This window comes from Klebsiella sp. BIGb0138 (assembly GCF_004342285.1).
Taxonomy (GTDB): Bacteria; Pseudomonadota; Gammaproteobacteria; order Enterobacterales; family Enterobacteriaceae; genus Klebsiella.
Map to the genome: position 1 here is coordinate 608,079 of NZ_SMCV01000002.1, position 18,212 is coordinate 626,290.

The following is an 18,212-nucleotide window of genomic DNA, read 5'->3' on the forward strand; positions in this document are numbered from 1 at the left end:
TTTCTCTCAGGCATCAGTCATAAGTAGTGCCACTGCTTTTCTTTGATGTCCCCATTTTGTGGAGCCCATCAACCCCGCCATTTTGGTTCAAGGTTGATGGGTTTTTTGTTGCCTGCCATTTGCGTGCAGAACAATCCTCCCAACCCTGCTCAACCTCGCCTGCACAGGCTGTTCACTTTCCGTTGCCAGATGCCCAATCGCGGACGCCTTGCCCCCGCCATTTGCATCCCCCGATTATTGCCCGTACTTTTGACGGACCCAGACCGCTGAGAGGAAACGCGATGCTGGCGCAAACCAAGGTCGCGGTTATCTTCGGCGGGAGCGGCGCACCTGGCAGCGCCGCGGCACATGTCATGGCCGCGAGGGGCGCGGATATATCCCGGCGCGCGCAACCAGAATAAGCTGGATCGGGCTGCCCGCGAAATCCGTGCGGCGCGCGCGGGCGACGGACCGGTCAATGCGCATGACGCGCTGCGCGCTATGGCGCGTTCGCCTCTCCCGCCAGGCGTCCGACCATCAGGCGGATGGCCTGCTTAGAGAGCGGCGCGCTATCGGTGACAAAATGCAGGGTCATGCCCTCGATAAACGCATCCAGTCCACGAGCCGTTTCCGCTGCAAACCACTGCTCCAGCGTTTGCTGACTGCGCCGCATCCAGTGCTGCATCACCGCCTTCAGCGCCGGCTGGCTGCTGCAAAACGCATACAGCTGATACATCAGCTCCATATTTCGCGCGGTGGTCACCTGGGCGCTGAAGATCAGCTCAGCAATCGCATCACACGCCTCTTCACGGCTGCTGACCGTGGTAAAAAACTGTTGATACTGAGCCGACATCTCGCGGGTAAAAAGACGAAACGCCTCTTCAATCAGCGCTTCAATGCCGCTGAAATAGTAGGTCAGCGAACCGAGCGGAACTTCGGCGCAGCTGGCGATTTTACGGTGGGTTACCGCGTGAATACCGTGGGCGGCGATGGTATCCAGGGTCGCTTGCAAAATGCGCTCCCGGCGCTGCGGGTCGTTCGGTCGACGGGCCATATCTTTCCTCTTATTGGCAGTCATTCGCGCTGCGCTCCGGCGGCAATGCCGTTGCCCGGGCCATGCTGGCGTTGAGGGAACGGGCATTCCGAAGAATATGTACAAATGTACACAACCTTGCTACTGTTGTCTCCATCTTCTCATTCACTGACGTTAACGGATGACAACGCAAACCTCCCGCAGAGCCCTGCGGCTTCGGCTGTGGGCACTTTTTATGTTCTTCTTTATTCCCGGTTTATTGATGGCCTCCTGGGCCACCCGTACGCCGGCGATCCGCGATCTGCTGACGCTATCGACGGCGGAAATGGGTATCGTCCTGTTTGGTCTGTCGATTGGCTCGATGAGCGGTATTCTCTGTTCTGCGTGGCTGGTTAAACGCTTCGGCACCCGCAAAGTCATTCGCACCACCATGTCCTGCGCAGTCGTCGGTATGATGGTGCTCAGCCTGGCGCTGTGGCTCACCTCCGCCGCCCTGTTTGCCTTCGGTCTGGCTATTTTTGGCGCCAGCTTCGGCTCGGCGGAAGTGGCGATTAACGTCGAAGGCGCCGCCGTTGAGCGGGAAATGCATAAAACCGTCCTGCCGATGATGCATGGGTTTTACAGCTTCGGCACGCTGTTCGGCGCCGGGGTAGGTATGGCGGTGACCGGCTTTGGCCTGCCCGCCGCGCCGCATATTCTGCTGGCGGCGCTGGTGGCGATCGCGCCGATCGCTATCGCCATTCGCGCCATTCCGGACGGCACCGGCCAGAACGCGCCCGAAACCGCCCATCACGAAGCAAAAGGTCTCCCGGTGTGGCGCGATGTCCAGCTGCTGCTGATTGGCGTGGTGGTGCTGGCCATGGCCTTTGCGGAGGGATCCGCCAACGACTGGCTGCCGCTGCTGATGGTTGACGGCCACGGCTTCAGTCCGACCTCCGGCTCGTTAATTTACGCCGGCTTCACCCTCGGGATGACCCTCGGTCGCTTCACCGGCGGCTGGTTTATCGATCGCTACAGCCGGGTTACGGTGGTCCGCGCCAGCGCCATCATGGGGGCGCTGGGCATCGGTCTGATCATTTTCGTCGACAACCCGTGGGTGGCCGGTATCTCCGTGCTGCTGTGGGGACTCGGCGCCTCGCTCGGTTTCCCGCTGACCATTTCTGCCGCCAGCGACACCGGGCCGGATGCGCCGAAGCGCGTCAGCGTGGTGGCGATAACCGGCTACCTCGCCTTTCTTGTCGGGCCGCCGCTGTTGGGCTTCCTCGGCGAACATTTCGGCCTGCGCAGCGCCATGATGGTGGTGCTGGGTCTGGTGCTGGTGGCTGCCCTGGTCGCCCGGGCGGTGGCCAGGCCACAGCATGAACCGGTCATGGAGAACAATTGATGAGCATTAAACTGATTGCAGTCGACATGGATGGCACCTTCTTAAACGATGCCAAAACCTATAATCGCCAGCGCTTCCTGAGCCAGTATCAGCGGATGCGCGAGCAGGATATTCGCTTCGTGGTCGCCAGCGGCAACCAGTATTATCAGCTGATTTCGTTTTTCCCGGAAATTGCCCACGAGATTTCCTTCGTCGCGGAAAACGGCGGCTGGGTGGTGAGCGCCGGAGTTGACGTCTTCAACTGCCAGTTACCGAAGGACCATTTCCACACCGTGGTCGACTACCTGCACACGCTGGAAGATATTGACATTATCGCCTGCGGCAAACGCAGCGCCTGGACGCTCAATCGCTATAACGACGCGCTGAAGACGGTTGCCGCGAAGTATTATCATCGCCTGCAGCTGGTGGATGATTTTGCCGCGATTGACGACGTGATTCTGAAATTCGGCCTCAACGTTCCCGACCGGCTGATCCCGCACCTCCAGCCGCAGCTGCATGCCGCATTAGGCGCTATGGTGACTGCCGTAGCCACCGGCTACGGCAGCATCGACCTGATCATTCCCGGGATCCACAAGGCCAACGGCCTGCGCATTCTGCAGGAGCGCTGGGGCATTGATAATCATGAAGTGGTCGCCTTCGGCGACAGCGGAAACGACATCGAAATGCTGCAACATGCCGGGTTTGGTTTTGCGATGGCCAACGCCGCCGCGCCGGTTAAAGCCGTCGCCGGATACGATGCGCCGCATAACAATGAAGAAGGGGTACTGCACATTATTGATAAAGTGCTGAATCGCGAAGCGCCGTTTGCCTGATGCCGGCCGGGTGCGGCCAGCCTCGCCGCACCCGCCAGCCCTGACGCTATGCCTGCGGGTCGTTGGAGTTCCCCACGGACTTATCCTTGAGAAAATAGATAATCATCGCCAGCCACAGGACGCCGCTGAGCAGGTTAAACAGGCTGAAGACCCCGCTGCCGCCCAGGGCATACGCATGCTTGCTGACTTCAATACCGACGGTAAAAATCAGCATTTGCAGCATCCCCATCGCCGCCGACACCGTTCCTTTACTCATCTCGCTGGCAAACAGCGTCAGGCGTACCAGCCCGGCGTTCGCCAGACCAATCCCGAAGGCATAGACGCTGAGTCCGGCGGTCATCCACAGATAGGCGTGGGTAGAGACCACCGTCGCCACCGCGGAGAGCAGCAGCCCGGCCATAATCGGCCAGCCGCCGAGGATAATCAGCGAGCGTACCGTGCGCCGTGAAGTTAAACGCGCCAGCACCAGGTTGCCGGCGATCAGCGCCCCGAAGATCGGCACCTGCAACAGGCCATATTCATAGCTGGTGGCCTGCTCCCCGCTGATAATAATCACCGGCGACTGGGCAATCCACGCCAGCAGCGGCAGGCTGACAAAGCCGGTCGCCAGCGCGCCGGCGACAAAGCGCAGATTCTTCAGAACCAGGCCATAGTCGCGGCCCAGCTCTTTCATCGATAGCTTCTCACCCATGCGGGTCGCGGTTTCCGGCATCGCGCGCTGCAGGCCAAAAAAGGCGACGGCGGCCAGTACGGCAAACAGCACGAACATCATCTCCCACGGCAGAATATGCACCCACGCCGCCCCCACCAGCGGGCCAAGCAGCGGTGCAATCAGCGCAACGTTAGCCATCAGGGCGGTGATTTTGATGCACATCGCCTCCTCAAATGACTCCTGAATCGCGGCATAGCCCACCGCGCCAATGAAGCACAGGCTGATGCCCTGTAAAAAGCGCAGCAGCGTGAACTGTTCAATAGTCTGCGCCAGCAGCGTCGCCAGACAGGTGACAATAAACCACACCACCCCGGTGAGCATGACCGGGCGGCGGCCAATGCGATCCGACAGCGGCCCTAACAGCCACTGCAAAAACATGCCGCCGGCGAGGTAGGCGGTCATGGAGGTAGGTACCCATTCGTTGCCCACCTGGAACTCTTCCACCACCGAGAGCATGCCCGGTTGGATCATGTCGTTGCCGATATAAGTGGAAAATTCGTATAGCACCAGGCACAGCGGGAAAAGCAGCGCCTGCCGTCCGAGGCGTTTGCCTGAAAGCGAATAATTCTGCATGCCATCTCTTATTAAAATAAAAATCGCGCAAAGTTTAATGAAAGTCTGGCTGGGGAGATAGTGAATTATGAGTGACGATTAAAAATAGCTCCCGGTTCCCCATCTGACCGTCCACGCCGCCGCCATTTTAAATAGGCCTGTCTATATTTCGTTTATATTTCAATTAGGTTACAGACGATATACTCAGACTCTGTGGCCTGTTTGCGAAGATACCGCCCCGCGGTAGGTTCTTAACAAGCTGATAATTAAGACAATACTGCTTTACCTCATCGCCACCGACTCTTAAGGTGGGCGGCTTATTGCTATCGGATAACAAGAGCCTGGAAGTATGCTGGAAAATATCAACTACGCGCTATTTGCCTTAATCAACGCCACGCCCGCTTCGCCGTCGTGGGTCATACGCCTGGCGACGTTGATTGCCAAAGATGTGATTCTGATTGTGCCCCTGCTGGCCGCCGCGCTATGGCTGTGGGGACCCCATCAGCGTCAGCTGGTTTTTAAAGTGATGCTGGCGCTGGCGATAAGCCTGAGCCTGTCATGGATTTTTGGTTTCCTTTTTCCGCATGACCGCCCATTCGTCGCCGGCGCGGGCTATCAGTTCCTGCACCACTCGCCGAATAACTCCTTCCCCAGCAATCACGGCACCATCAGTTTTACCTTTGCGCTGGCGTTCCTGTTCTGGCACCGCCTGTGGTCTGGCGCCGCCTTGATGGCGACCGCCGTCGCCATTGCCTGGTCGCGGGTCTATCTCGGGGTACACTGGCCGCTGGATATGCTGGGCGGCCTGCTGACCGGGATGTGCGGCTGTCTGGGCGCTCAGCTGCTATGGCAGGCCTGCGGCAGCTCGCTGTATCAATATTTGCAGCAGCTGTATCGTCTTTGCTTCTCCCTGCCGATTCGTAAAGGCTGGGTGCGTGACTAACCCTCTTCCGGCAGGTAAAATTGCCCCTGACGCCCTGCCGATGCAGGGCGATTTCAGCTTAGAGGGAATATGGAAACACGTCGTGATGAACGCATCAGCCAGCTCATTCAGGCGCTCAAGCGCAGCGATAAGCTTCATTTAAAAGAGGCCGCGTCGCTGCTGGGCGTGTCAGAAATGACCATTCGTCGCGATCTGAACGGCCATAACGGGCCGGTGGTGCTGTTAGGCGGCTACATTGTCCTCGAGCCCCGCAGCGCGACCCATTACCTGCTCAGCGACCAGAAAACCCGCCTGGTGGATGAGAAACGCCGCGCTGCCCGCCACGCTGCCGCGTTGCTCGAAGCGCATCAGATGGCTTTTTTTGACTGCGGGACTACCACGCCGTGGATCATCGACGCGATCGATAACGCCCTGCCCTTCACCGGCGTCTGTTATTCGCTGAACACCTTCCTGGCGCTGCAGGAAAAACCGCAGTGCCGGGCTATTTTATGCGGCGGGGAATTCCATGCCAGCAACGCGATTTTTAAACCGCTAAGCCTGCGCGACACCCTCAGCCATCTGTGTCCGGATATCGCCTTCTATTCTGCGGCCGGCATCGACTGCGAGCAGGGCGCAACCTGCTATAACCTCGAAGAGCTGCCGGTTAAGCACTGGGCGATGAGCAGCGCGCGCTACCATGTACTGGTGGTCGATCACAGTAAGTTCGGCAAGGTGAGGCCGGCGCGGATGGGCGATTTATCGCAGTTTGACGTGATTGCCAGCGATGTCTCTCCGGACGACGATCTGCTCGCGCTGGCGAAAGAAAAACAAATTTCACTGCTGTACTGACCGCGCCCCGCGGGGCGCGGTCAGAGGCTTACGAGAACCAGCTGCCAAACCAGCCGTGCAGTTTCATCAGCACGAAGTCCATCATCCGGCTAAAGAAACCGCCTTCGTTGACCGCTTCCATGACGATCAGCGGACGCTGCTCGATGGTTTTATCATTGAGCTTAAAGTCGATGGTTCCCACCACCTGCCCTTTGCTCAGCGGCGCCGTCAGCTGCGGATCCTTCAGGGTATAGCTGGCTTTCAGGTTTTTCAGCTGCCCGCGCGGCAGGGTAATCGAGCCGGCTTCTCCCGCCCCGAGTTTGGCTTCGCTGCTGTCGCCAAACCAGACGCGCTGGGTGATAAAGGTGGCGTCCGGTTTAATCGGCGTCACGGTTTCATAAAAACGGAAGCCCCAGGTCAACAGTTTTTCGGATTCATTAAACCGAATACGATCGGTCTTCGTCCCGAGCACCACGGCAATCAGACGCATATCGCCCTGAGTTGCAGAGGAGACCAGGTTATACCCTGCGCCGGCGGTGGTGCCGGTTTTCACGCCATCGGCGTTGAGGCTGGCGTTCCACAGCAGGCGGTTGCGGTTCGGCTGGCGAATCTTGTTGAAGGTGAACTCTTTCTCTTTATGGATAGCGTACTCTTCCGGTACGTCATGGATCATCGCTTTGGTCAGCAGCGCCATGTCGCGCGCGGTACTGAACTGCCCCGGCGCATCCAGTCCATGCACGGTCATAAAGGTGGTATTGGTCAGCCCCATTTTTTGGGCGTAGCCGTTCATCAGGCTGACGAACGCATCCTGGCTCCCCGCCACGTAGTCGGCAATCGCGATGCTGGCATCGTTGCCGGACTGAATGATCACCCCTTTATTCAGGTCTTCGACCGATACCTGCATCCCCGGCTTGAGGAACATCACCGATGAACCGCGCAGCACCGGGTTGCCGGTGGCCCAGGCATCGCGACCGACGGTCACCATATCGGTGGACTTAATTTTACCCGCTTTCAACGCCTGGCCGACCACGTAGCTGGTCATGATCTTGGTCAGGCTCGCCGGATCGAGTTTTTCATCGGCGTTGCCCTCGCTGAGTACTTTGCCGCTGGCGTAGTCCATCAGGATCCAGGCTCGCGCATCAATCGATGGGGCATCGGGGAGTTGTTCCGCTGCCTGTACCGCAGGCGCCGCGAGAACGAGAAGTGCGCAGCCTGCCGCGAGGCCGCGAAGGGAAAAAGCATCATGCGTCATAAGAGCCACCCAAGTATCCTTTCCAAACAAAATATGCCGCAACACTCTCTCGGCGCAGCAGCAGCCGGTGAGTAAAGCGTACAAATGACCTTAAAGAAACAGCGAGTTGGTAAAGTTTTTAAAGTTTACGCAATAACCTCGCTCCCTGCTGAAAACAGAGCAATTTTTTTGATCGTGGTTGCCTAAATATTATCTCTATTCCAACATGATTGCTCACCATGCTGCAACGACGGCTCAATAAAAGGCAGGAACAGAGATGATTACGCTATGGGGCAGGAATAATTCGACCAATGTGAAGAAAGTACGCTGGGTGCTGGAGGAGCTGGCGCTCCCCTATCAGCAAATCCTCGCGGGGCTGGAGTTCGGCCTCAATCATGACCCGGAGTATCTGGCGATGAACCCAAATGGCCTGGTGCCGCTGCTCAAAGATGATGCGAACGGCCTCGTGCTTTGGGAGTCGAACGCCATTATTCGCTATCTGGCCGCCGAGTATGGCCACGGCCGTCTGTGGCTAGACGCTCCGCGGCAGCGGGCGCAGAGCGACAAGTGGATGGACTGGGCAAACGGTTCGCTTTCCCCGGCCCACCGCCCGGTGTTAATGGGGCTGGTCAGAACGCCGGCGGAAAAACGCGACCCGGCGGCGATTGCCGCCGGTATCGCCACCTGCGAAGCGCTGTTTGCTATCCTTGATGACGAACTGGCGACGTCGGCCTGGCTGTCCGGCGACGCGTTTGGCCTCGGCGATATTGCCGTTGCGCCGTTCGTCTACAACCTGATGACGATTGTCGATAGCTGGCAGCCGCGCCCGCATCTGCAGCGCTGGTATCAGCAGCTCAACCAGCGCCAGGCGTGGCGCAACGTGGTGATGATTCCGGTGACCTGAGGCTAACTCCCGGGGCTCACCTTCAGCAGCTCGCCGTTGGACTCGTCGGTTAAGACATACAGATAGCCGTCGGGTCCGACGCGTACATCGCGGATACGCTTACCGCGGTCGCGCAGAATACGCTCTTCTTCGCTCACCGCGTCACCGTTCACCCGCAGGACAATCAGGGATTGATCCTTCAGCGCCCCGATAAACAGCTTATGCCGCCACTGCGGGAAGGTCTGCGCATCGTAGAAAGCCATACCGCTCACCGCCGGGGAGTGCTGCCAGAAGAAAAGCGGCGCTTCGGTACCTTCTACCGCGGTACCCTGCGCTTCGGGAATCGCCAGCCCGCTGTAGTTGATGCCGTGCGTCGCCAGCGGCCAGCCGTAATTTTTGCCTTTCTGCGGAATATTAATCTCATCCCCGCCGCGCGGGCCGTGCTCGTTGAGCCACAGAGTCTGGCTCCACGGATTCATCGCCATCCCCTGCGGGTTGCGGATACCGTAAGACCAGATTTCCGCTCTTGCTCCGGCCCGATCGACAAAGGGGTTATCGGCCGGGACTTTGCCGTCCTCCGTCAGGCGAACCACTTTTCCCTGCAGCTTATCCAGATCCTGGGCTGTCGGACGCTGGTTATTCTCGCCCAGCCCGATAAACAGATACCCTTTGCCATCAAACACCAGCCGCCCGCCAAAATGGTTGCCGGTAGAGAGCTTCGGCTGCTGGCGGAAAACGACCTGAAAGTTTTCCAGCCGCTGTAGGTTGTCACTCAGGCGGCCAAAACCCACCGCGGTGCCGGCCCTACCGTCATCGCCGGCTTCGGCGTAGCTCAGCCAGACCCGGCGAGATTGCGCAAAATCCGGCGCCAGGGCCACATCCAGGAGCCCCCCCTGGCCGTTGGCCCATACCTTCGGCACGCCCGCAATCGGCGCCGAGAGACCGTCTCCCTCGCGCCAGCGCTTCAGTTCCCCGCCGCGCAGAGTGATCAGCATCCCCTGGTCATTGGGCAGAAACGCCAGCGCCCACGGATGGTCAAGCTGGTTTTGCAATACGTCAACGCGCACCTTTTCGGCATAGGTCAGGGCGGGAAACAACAGCGCGGCAAGGGTCACTACGGTGGCAATCTGGCGCATGGCATCCTCCTGTTGGCAGCAATGCTGATAAGGGTAGCCAGCGGGACGAAACAGGACGGGATTTTTACATAACATTAAGCAGGGGGAGCTCGCCTCCCCCTGAATTCAGACGTGGGACAGTGGCGCCAGCTTATTCAGTTTATGAATATTCAGCGACAATTCAGCCAGGCAGCGTTCTAGCGTCTCTACGTTAACCGCAATATAAGACGGACAATCATGATGCCCGCTCATCAGGCACACCGCCGCAGAGGCAACGGCTCCACCTGCAAGACGGAGAGCGTCCCTCTCTTCCGGCGCAATAACGTGCTGCAGCCGCAGCCCGTGTTCACGCATTTCACCGCACAGTTCGAACAAGTTATCACGCAGATGCTCATTTTCGCTGACTGACATATAGCCCTTCGCTTTGCGCAACTGCAAATAAGCATCGAGATCAATGTGGGCATTAATCAGCTTATTCAGAAGGTGACGATACAGTCTGTCAACGCTCATCAGGTTTCCTCCTCTGTCATCCTTTACCACAGATATGATATGGTTATTTTTTGTACAAAATGATGCGCGAGGTCAATAATTCCTGGTTAATTAACATCATTTACAATGTAAATACATTGTTAAACAAAGCGCGAAATCCAGCCGACGGGCGATCCAATACGGAAAGTCATCCTGGCGCGCTGCACGCTTATGGCGTCGGGAAACGACGGACTCGCTGAACAGAGGGCAGACGTCGGACCATGGGGTAACACCAAAGACAAGCGATGGCGACTTTTAGTCGACGAGAGCAATCCAGTGGCTATCCAGAAGGTAGTTCCAGCACTCACCCAACGCAAAAATATAGATGCCGACGAGAATGATCAGAATAATAACCCCGATATTACTTTTTAATTTTAAATTCATGCTTAATTAACACCAGAGAAACCAATTATCTCATCATGATACTTTGCATAAAATAAACGATAAGAAAACACAGCACCGGCGCACAGGTAAAAATCAGAATCTCATAGCGTCACTGCGATTATTCATTGCCCATCTATATCCTGAATAACCCGGGTTGCATCAAGGCGCAGCGCCGCGAATCCCCGGGCGCGGGCGACCGGCGTCAGGTCCAGGTAGACAACGTTTCGGATGCTTTACTTAGCGCAATCGGTACTCAACCGAACGAACGTTGCCCGGTATACCGCACGGCTACCGCTGGCAAAGGTAATCTCACCGGTTTCCACGCCTTCATCAATATGCCCCAAAAGTTCCGGCTGCACTCGCCACTCAGCAAAACTATTGCCATTCTCATCATATGCCCGGTAGCACTGCCCTGATTCGGTCATTAATAGCGGATGCCCTTCATTGATCAGCACCAGATCAAAGCTTTTAATGTATTTTTTCTGTCCATCCGCCGCGATTGCCGTACCTTCTCTCGCTGGAAATGCTTCAATAATATAGTTTTTCTGGCTATGCGCCGAAGCCGCGTGCAGGGATATAAACAGCAGGGCCGTCGTGAAGACAAAACGATGTGGTCGTTTATTCATTTGCTCGTTCATAGGGTGATTAATATCCGGTATAGAGAAAAAAATTTCCGTTCTTTGTGCAGAGGATAAGCAGTGCATCAGTATGCATATGAAAAATAAACCTGATATCAACAATCCATGCGTTAACATCAGTTAAAATTTAAGTTTCGCATCTTGATAACAGAATCAAGTATCTTATTAAAACTCACTAACAATTTAATAAATTCCGCTTTATTTTTATTTAACACAGCACACCTGGTCAGGCGTTAAATATAAACAACACTAAAACAGAACGCACAAAAATTATTTTCCATCGTGTACATGCCTGGTCACACGTAGCAAAATAGCCCTTCTTGCCACCTATATCAGGAGCATCTATGAAAATACTTATATTGATATTTTCGTTAGCCGCATGCATTTTTGTTTTTATCTATCATATTAATCAAGACTTCGTCAGTCATAATGCTTATTTCTTCCATTCATCGCAGCTTAAAACTCACAATCAACCTAAAGAGATATGGACCAATCCTCGCGCCCTTCCCCGCAGTCTGTAGAGACCACGCCCCACCACGCACAACATCACCCCCTACAATAACCACCGATGAGCGTAACAACCTATATCCGGATATGGATAGCGCTCCGCAGACCGCCATGTTTATTTTTCGTTTAAAGTCTTGTTGTTATTATTGCCTGACTTAACCACTAAAAAACAGGGTCGCTATGAAATTTAAAAAAAGTAAAAAAGCACATACTGGCAGCATTATTTTTACATTATTCATCATAATGAATGTTGTCATGTTAGCCGTCAGCATGTATGTCCTGTATTTTAGTTCGGCAGCGCCCTTCGCCGAACACAGGTTTGCCCGCGATGCGGCCTTCTGGATTGGCGCATTCAAGCACATACTGTTTCTTAGCGGGCTGTGGATTTTCCTGGATATCATTTTTTCAGCGTATTTTTTCTTCACCCGAAAATAGTGTAAAAATCATTTATCAACTGCGGAAAACAGCATGATCCTCATCATTGCCTGGCTCATTGCCATGGGCACCAGCGAGTTATTACTCTGGCCCTATCATTATCTTCATATTTTTTCGCCGCTAGCGTATATCGCGCTATGCCTTATCTTTTTGTATCAGCGTAATAAAATACGCAACAACCGTGATTTAAGCAGCAATGAGAAAAAAATAAAAACATTGCGCTCCGGCATTCTGTTCCTTGTCACCATGCTGATCATGCTGGCGCTCAGCGTGAATATTCACTTTTTAATTAACCTCTCCGGCAGCCTTTGCTCCAGGATGGCGTGAAGGTCTCCGGGATTCATGAATCCCCATTCAACGCATACTCTCTTTTTTCCGCCCTGTGGCGTGGTTTAAATATCCGGCGGCGTATTGTGCGGCGGCCACATCGCGGTCATTAACGAAAGCTCCACTGCATACTCATGGCAAATATCGCCGGGACAATCATCCCCCCTTCAACGGCAAAATAATTGCTAAAGTTATATTGCAGTCCGTGGTAAAGATAGGGCGAAAAACCGACCCCGGTTAATTTCTTTGCCGTCCTGTAGGTTCCTGAATCACCGCAGTGGCTGAACGCCTTAAAAAAGAATTCTCCGGTATAGGCGTAGACACCTTTAAATGTCCAACCGTTTTGCCCGGAAGCCCAGTCTCTTCTCATCCCCAACGACAGGCAGCGGTCATCAAAACTGTTTTTCATCGTGCCGACTAATGCACTGTATTTAGACTCTGGCGAAAACTTCCGCTCAACAGAGACAAAGCGGTTATTAAAATTCTCGTTATATTGACCATGATTCCCCGTCAAATGATAGACATAGGAACCCGTATTAATAGAATATAAATTAATCTCTGCGGCATAACCTGAAGCGACTGCCGCCATCAGTGAAATACCGCATACGCAATTTCGTTTTTTAAACATGCACAAATCCAGGGACACAACAAGGAAACGTCGGGAGCAAAACAGCACGTTATCACAGCAGAGCTAAACCGGGACTCAATCAGCCTCTCCGGGCGTACGTGCTGCCCGGTCTTGTTCGCTGGCGATATACATATTGCCGGCGCTAAAGGTACGCGAAAGGCCTATGCGCAGCGGCGCCCTTTATACGGGGCCGTCGCACGCCAGCGGATTTTAATGCCGCGCCCGTCATCCTGCCCGCTTTCACTGCCCGGGAAAAGCGTTTCCCGGCGGATCCGCGACCCGCTGCGGCAAGCGGAGATAGCAGTACAATTTTCCCGCCAATCTCTGTAGAATCTGTGCCCCGACCATTCCAATAATTGAATACTTTTTAAGCTATGAGCAATGTAACGCATCAGCCGAAGATCGGCTTTGTCTCTCTGGGCTGCCCGAAGAACCTCGTGGACTCAGAACGCATCCTGACCGAACTGCGTACCGAAGGTTATGACGTGGTGCCCACCTACGACAACGCCGACATGGTTATCGTCAACACCTGTGGCTTTATCGACAGCGCCGTGCAGGAGTCGCTGGAAGCCATTGGCGAAGCGTTAAAAGAAAACGGGAAAGTGATTGTGACCGGCTGCCTGGGGGCGAAAGAAGACCAGATTCGCGAAGTGCACCCGAAAGTGCTGGAGATCACCGGCCCGCATAGCTATGAGCAGGTGCTTGAGCACGTCCATCACTATACGCCGAAGCCGAAGCACAATCCGTTCCTCAGCCTGGTGCCGGAACAAGGCGTGAAGCTAACGCCGCGTCACTACGCCTATCTGAAAATTTCCGAAGGCTGCAACCATCGCTGCACCTTCTGCATTATCCCGTCGATGCGCGGCGACCTGGTGAGCCGTCCGATTGGCGAAGTGCTGGCAGAAGCCAAACGTCTCGCCGATGCCGGGGTAAAAGAGCTGCTGGTCATTTCTCAGGATACCTCCGCCTACGGTGTGGATGTGAAACACCGCACCGGCTTCCACGACGGGATGCCGGTGAAAACCAGCATGGTCAGCCTGTGCGAAGAGCTGGCGAAACTCGGCATCTGGGTACGCCTGCACTACGTATACCCGTACCCGCACGTCGATGACGTGATCCCGCTGATGGCGGAAGGCAAAATCCTGCCGTACCTCGATATCCCGCTGCAGCATGCCAGCCCGCGGATCCTGAAACTGATGAAACGTCCGGGTTCGGCCGATCGTCAGCTGGCGCGCATCAAGCAGTGGCGTGAAATCTGCCCCGATTTGACCCTGCGTTCGACCTTTATCGTCGGCTTCCCGGGAGAAACGGAAGAAGATTTCCAGATGCTGCTCGACTTCCTGAAAGAGGCGCGTCTCGACCGCGTTGGCTGCTTTAAGTACAGCCCGGTTGAAGGCGCTACCGCCAACGAACTGGCGGATCAGGTGCCGGAAGAGGTGAAAGAAGAGCGCTGGAATCGCTTTATGCAGCTGCAGCAGCAGATTTCCGCCGAACGTCTGCAGGAGAAGGTGGGCCGCGAAGTAATGGTGCTGATCGACGAAGTCGATGAAGAAGGCGCCATCGGCCGCAGCATGGCCGACGCTCCGGAAATCGACGGCGCGGTCTATCTGAACGGCGAAACCGGGGTGAAACCTGGCGACGTGGTGCGGGTGAAAGTGGAACACGCCGACGAATACGACCTGTGGGGCAGCCGGGTTTAATTCCGGCATCGTCCCGCTCCCGGATAACGCCGCGATGCGGCTTATCCGGGCGAGCAAAACCACACATCGCCCCGCCCGCGCTCCCCGATAAGCGCCGCGCCGGCGGGGAATCTTCCGCTACCCCTTGATCTTCGGATCCAACGCATCGCGCAGGCCGTCGCCCAGCAGGTTAAACGCCAGCACCGTCAGAAAAATCGCAATCGCCGGGAACAGCGCCACGTGCGGCGCCATCACCATATCCGCCCGCGCCTCATTGAGCATCGCCCCCCACTCCGGCGTCGGCGGCTGCGCCCCAAGCCCCAGGAAAGAGAGACTGGCGGCGGAGATAATCGACACCCCGATACGCATGGTGAAATAGACCACGATTGACGACACCGTGCCGGGCAGGATATGGCTGAACAGAATCGTGGCATCGCTGGCGCCAATGCTGCGCGCCGACTCGATAAAGGTCTGCTGCTTGAGCACCAGGGTGTTGCCGCGCACCAGGCGGGCAAAGGCCGGGATCGAAAAAATGGCCACCGCGATAATCACGTTCGACATCCCGCTGCCCATCACCGCCACCACCGCAATCGCCAGCAGGATCCCGGGGAAGGCAAACAGCACGTCACAGATACGCATGATGATCCGATCCCACCAGCCTTCATAATACCCGGCCAGCAGTCCGAGCACGGTGCCTATCGCCGCGCCGATCAGCACCGCCAGCACCCCGGCCGCCAGTGAAATCTGCGCCCCGACCAGCACCCGGCTGAAAATATCGCGCCCGAGCGAATCGACGCCAAACCAGTGCATCATCGACGGGCCTTCATTCAGCCGGTCATAATCGAAATAGTTTTCCGCATCGAACGGCGCGATCCACGGGGCGACCACCGCCACCGCAATCAGCAGCAGGACAAAAACGCCGGCTCCCATCGCCACCGGCTGACGCCGAAAACGCCGCCAGAATTCGTGCCACGGCGTGCGTATTTGTCCGGGTTTGAGCCCCGGCATGGCATTGATAACCGCCTGCCTTCTCCAGTTGAGCAATCGCACCTTACTTGTACCTGATAGCTGGGTTAATGGCGGCATACAGCACATCCACCACTAAATTGATAAGAATAAATTCCAGCGAAAAGAGCAAAACCTCCGCCTGAATCACCGGATAGTCGCGCATCTCCACTGAATCCACCAGCAGTCGCCCAAGGCCGGGCCAGTTAAAGACCTTCTCTACCACGATCGACCCGCCGAGCAGGAAACCGAACTGTAGCCCCATCATGGTAACCACCGGGATCATCGCGTTGCGCAGGCCGTGTTTCAGTACCACCAGCGTCTCGCTGACCCCTTTCGCCCGCGCGGTGCGCATGTAGTCTTCATGCAGCACATCGACGAAAGAGGCGCGGGTGAAACGCGCCATCACCGCCGCCACCGCCGCCCCCAGGGTCAGGGAAGGCAGAATGTAGTGCCGCCAGCTGTCAGCGCCGACCGTCGGCAGCCAGCCCAGCTCAACGGAGAAGACCTGCATCAACAGCATACCGAGCGCAAAGGCCGGGAACGAAATACCGGTGACCGCCAGCGCCATCCCCAGACGATCCGGCCAGCGATTGCGCCACACCGCCGCCGCAATGCCCGCCGCCATACCAAACACCACCGCCCAGCTCATGCTGGCGAGCGTGAGCCACAGGGTCGGCATAAAGCGGCTGGCGATTTCACTGCTCACCGGACGACGCGACGCCATCGAGATGCCAAAATCCCCCTGCAGCACGCTGGTGATGTAGTGCCAGAACTGGACGTGCAGCGGCCGATCGAGCCCCAGCTGCTGGCTCACCATCGCCACTACCTGCGCATCGGCCTCCGGTCCGGCAATCAACCGCGCCGGGTCTCCGGGCAGCATATGCACGAACAGAAACACCAGCACCGCGACAATCAACAGCGTAGGAATCAGCCCCAGCAGGCGTTTAATCACATAATTAAGCATCGCCCCTCCTGACTTCCGCCCTCACTGCGTCGGGACGAGGATAACAGGCGTAGCCGCGTGGCCCGCTGCCCTCCCCCGCGGCGGGAGAGGGCCAGGGTACATGCTATCACTGTGCTAAATCCGCCTGCTCGAAGCTAAAGCCGGTATCCGGCTGGATATAGAAGCCGGTCAGACTCTTGCTGTGCGCCGACACCAGTTTTTCCACCACCAACGGAACCCACGGCGACTCTTTCCAGATCGTATCCTGCGCGTCTTTGTAGAGCCGCGTTTTTTCCTTCACGTCGGTAGTTTTCAGCGCATCATTCAGGTCCTTATCCACCTGAGGGTTGGCGTAAAAAGCGGTGTTGAACAGGGTTGGCGGCCAGTTTTGCGAAGCAAACAGCGGCGACAGCGCCCAGTCGGCTTCGCCGGTTGAGGCCGACCAACCGGTGTAGAACATGCGTACTCCGCTCTCTTTCTGCCCTTTGCCTTCCACTTCCGCCGCACGCTGCCCGGCATCCATCGCCGTCAGCTGCGCCTTAATTCCTACCTGCGCCAGCTGCTGCTGAGTGAACTGCAACACCTTCTGCGCGGTGCTGTGGTTATGCGATGACCACAGCGTGGTGCTGAACCCGTTAGGGAAACCGGCCTCTTTAAGCAGCTCGCGGGCTTTCGCCGGATCGTACGGCCACGGTTTAAAGGTCTCGGCGTAGGCGATGGAAGGTGGGACAACGCCGGTGGCCGGGGTGGCATAGCCGGCGAAGGCAACCTTCACCAGCGCCTGGCGGTTGATCGCATAGTTGATCGCTTCCCGCACTTTCGGGTTATCAAACGGCTTTTGCGTGACGTTCATGCTGATGTAACGTTGCATGATCGACGGGCTGGCCACCAGCTCCAGCTTGCTGTTTTTCTCCAGCACCGGGGCCTGCTCATAGGGGATCGGGAAGGCAAACTGCGCTTCGCCGGTTTGCAGCATCGCCGCACGGGTATTGTTATCCACCACCGGACGCCAGGTAATAGAATCCAACTTCGGCAAGCCCGGCTGCCAGTAGTCGGCAAATTTTGTCACCTTCACAAAATCGGTCTGATTCCAGGTATCCAGCTTATACGGGCCGGTGCCCACCGGATGGAAACCGATCTCTTTGCCGTACTTTTTCAGCGCCGCCGGGGAGATCATCGCCGTTGCCGGGTGGGCAAGAATGTTGATGAACGCCGAGAACGGCTGTTTGAGGGTGATTTTTACCGTCGTCGGGTCAACGGCTTCGGTACTGGCGATATTTTTATACAGGTTGTAGCGCTTGAGGTGATTGTCCGGATTGCTGGCGCGATCGAGGTTGGCCTTCACCGCTTCGGCGTTAAAATCGCTGCCGTCCTGGAACTTGACCCCCGAATGCAGCTTGATGGTGTAGACCAGCCCGTCCGGGGAGATGGTGTAGCTTTCCGCCAGCACGTTTTGCAGCTTCATATCCTTATCAAGACCGAACAGCCCTTGATAGAACGACTTGGCGACGGCCTGGGACAAGGTGTCATTGGCATCATAGGGGTCGAGGGTCGTAAAGTTAGAACCGACCGCTACGACCACATCTTTGGCGGCAAAAGCGGGACTTGCCGCCAGCGCCGACGCGATGCCCAGCGCCAGCAACCATTTGCGTGATACGCGTTGTGTCATGTTGTTCTCCTGAAA

Annotated in this window: 19 protein-coding genes; 8 read left to right on the top strand and 11 right to left on the bottom strand. The window is 56.4% G+C overall.

The features are described 5' to 3' along the window. Positions 1-478 precede the first annotated feature (478 nt). A complete protein-coding gene (locus tag EDF73_RS07255) occupies positions 479-1,033 on the bottom strand; it encodes a TetR family transcriptional regulator (protein ID WP_132727706.1) in 555 nt (184 codons plus the stop codon). Between the two features lie 160 nt (positions 1,034-1,193). Between EDF73_RS07255 and EDF73_RS07260 the strand changes: the two genes are divergently transcribed. Both EDF73_RS07260 and EDF73_RS07265 read left to right on the top strand, forming a co-directional pair. Next, positions 1,194-2,396 carry an MFS transporter gene (locus EDF73_RS07260; protein WP_132727709.1) on the top strand — a complete coding sequence of 401 codons (1,203 nt, stop codon included), beginning with the start codon at positions 1,194-1,196 and terminating at the stop codon, positions 2,394-2,396. After that, positions 2,396-3,208: a Cof-type HAD-IIB family hydrolase gene (locus EDF73_RS07265; protein ID WP_132727712.1), complete on the top strand. Its 813-nt coding sequence runs from the start codon at positions 2,396-2,398 to the stop codon at positions 3,206-3,208. Before EDF73_RS07260 ends, EDF73_RS07265 begins: the two co-directional genes overlap by 1 nt. Before the next feature lie 46 nt (positions 3,209-3,254). Here EDF73_RS07265 and EDF73_RS07270 read toward each other — a convergent pair whose 3' ends face one another. Next, the gene (locus EDF73_RS07270) at positions 3,255-4,493 is read right to left on the bottom strand and encodes an MFS transporter (protein WP_132727715.1); all 1,239 of its coding nucleotides are present in this window, start codon (positions 4,491-4,493) and stop codon (positions 3,255-3,257) included. 328 nt (positions 4,494-4,821) lie between these two features. Here EDF73_RS07270 and ybjG point away from each other — a divergent pair, with 328 nt between their 5' ends. Both ybjG and deoR read left to right on the top strand, forming a co-directional pair. Then, on the top strand, positions 4,822-5,415 hold the full coding sequence (ybjG, locus tag EDF73_RS07275; protein WP_132727718.1) for an undecaprenyl-diphosphate phosphatase: 594 nt from the start codon (positions 4,822-4,824) through the stop codon (positions 5,413-5,415). Between the two features lie 69 nt (positions 5,416-5,484). Further along, positions 5,485-6,243 (top strand): DNA-binding transcriptional repressor DeoR, encoded by a 759-nt coding sequence (deoR, locus tag EDF73_RS07280; RefSeq protein ID WP_132727721.1) that lies wholly within the window; start codon positions 5,485-5,487, stop codon positions 6,241-6,243. Positions 6,244-6,271: 28 nt separating this feature from the next. On the opposite strand, the gene dacC is transcribed toward deoR, so the two are convergent. Next, positions 6,272-7,474, bottom strand: coding sequence for a serine-type D-Ala-D-Ala carboxypeptidase (gene dacC / locus EDF73_RS07285; protein ID WP_132728129.1), 1,203 nt, complete (start codon positions 7,472-7,474; stop codon positions 6,272-6,274). 256 nt (positions 7,475-7,730) lie between these two features. Here dacC and EDF73_RS07290 point away from each other — a divergent pair, with 256 nt between their 5' ends. Next, positions 7,731-8,357 (top strand): glutathione S-transferase family protein, encoded by a 627-nt coding sequence (locus EDF73_RS07290; RefSeq protein ID WP_132727724.1) that lies wholly within the window; start codon positions 7,731-7,733, stop codon positions 8,355-8,357. A 2-nt stretch (positions 8,358-8,359) separates the two neighbouring features. On the opposite strand, the gene EDF73_RS07295 is transcribed toward EDF73_RS07290, so the two are convergent. From EDF73_RS07295 to EDF73_RS07305, 4 genes are all read right to left on the bottom strand, one after another. Continuing rightward, positions 8,360-9,472, bottom strand: a complete 1,113-nt coding sequence (locus EDF73_RS07295; protein ID WP_132727727.1) for a PQQ-dependent sugar dehydrogenase — start codon at positions 9,470-9,472, stop codon at positions 8,360-8,362. A 105-nt stretch (positions 9,473-9,577) separates the two neighbouring features. Beyond that, positions 9,578-9,961: a biofilm formation regulator BssR gene (gene bssR / locus EDF73_RS07300; protein ID WP_132727730.1), complete on the bottom strand. Its 384-nt coding sequence runs from the start codon at positions 9,959-9,961 to the stop codon at positions 9,578-9,580. A gap of 273 nt (positions 9,962-10,234) precedes the next feature. Then, positions 10,235-10,363 (bottom strand): hypothetical protein, encoded by a 129-nt coding sequence (locus EDF73_RS27935; protein WP_279387984.1) that lies wholly within the window; start codon positions 10,361-10,363, stop codon positions 10,235-10,237. 233 nt (positions 10,364-10,596) lie between these two features. Further along, positions 10,597-11,001 carry a DUF4354 family protein gene (locus tag EDF73_RS07305; RefSeq protein ID WP_165905662.1) on the bottom strand — a complete coding sequence of 135 codons (405 nt, stop codon included), beginning with the start codon at positions 10,999-11,001 and terminating at the stop codon, positions 10,597-10,599. A 687-nt stretch (positions 11,002-11,688) separates the two neighbouring features. Here EDF73_RS07305 and EDF73_RS07310 point away from each other — a divergent pair. Continuing rightward, positions 11,689-11,943: a hypothetical protein gene (locus EDF73_RS07310; protein WP_132727736.1), complete on the top strand. Its 255-nt coding sequence runs from the start codon at positions 11,689-11,691 to the stop codon at positions 11,941-11,943. Positions 11,944-11,976: 33 nt separating this feature from the next. After that, complete coding sequence (locus EDF73_RS07315; protein ID WP_132727739.1) at positions 11,977-12,270, top strand: hypothetical protein; 294 nt, start codon at positions 11,977-11,979, stop codon at positions 12,268-12,270. A gap of 109 nt (positions 12,271-12,379) precedes the next feature. Here EDF73_RS07315 and EDF73_RS07320 read toward each other — a convergent pair whose 3' ends face one another. Continuing rightward, a complete protein-coding gene (locus EDF73_RS07320) occupies positions 12,380-12,859 on the bottom strand; it encodes a hypothetical protein (protein WP_132728130.1) in 480 nt (159 codons plus the stop codon). Between the two features lie 413 nt (positions 12,860-13,272). Between EDF73_RS07320 and rimO the strand changes: the two genes are divergently transcribed. Continuing rightward, positions 13,273-14,598: a 30S ribosomal protein S12 methylthiotransferase RimO gene (gene rimO, locus EDF73_RS07325; protein WP_132727742.1), complete on the top strand. Its 1,326-nt coding sequence runs from the start codon at positions 13,273-13,275 to the stop codon at positions 14,596-14,598. Positions 14,599-14,715: 117 nt separating this feature from the next. Here rimO and gsiD read toward each other — a convergent pair whose 3' ends face one another. The 3 genes from gsiD to gsiB form a co-directional block, all read right to left on the bottom strand. After that, positions 14,716-15,627, bottom strand: a complete 912-nt coding sequence (gene gsiD / locus EDF73_RS07330; protein ID WP_132728132.1) for a glutathione ABC transporter permease GsiD — start codon at positions 15,625-15,627, stop codon at positions 14,716-14,718. 1 nt (position 15,628) lies between these two features. Then, a complete protein-coding gene (gene gsiC, locus EDF73_RS07335; protein WP_132727745.1) occupies positions 15,629-16,549 on the bottom strand; it encodes a glutathione ABC transporter permease GsiC in 921 nt (306 codons plus the stop codon). A 106-nt stretch (positions 16,550-16,655) separates the two neighbouring features. Continuing rightward, positions 16,656-18,197 carry a glutathione ABC transporter substrate-binding protein GsiB gene (gene gsiB / locus EDF73_RS07340; protein WP_132727748.1) on the bottom strand — a complete coding sequence of 514 codons (1,542 nt, stop codon included), beginning with the start codon at positions 18,195-18,197 and terminating at the stop codon, positions 16,656-16,658. Positions 18,198-18,212 lie beyond the last annotated feature (15 nt).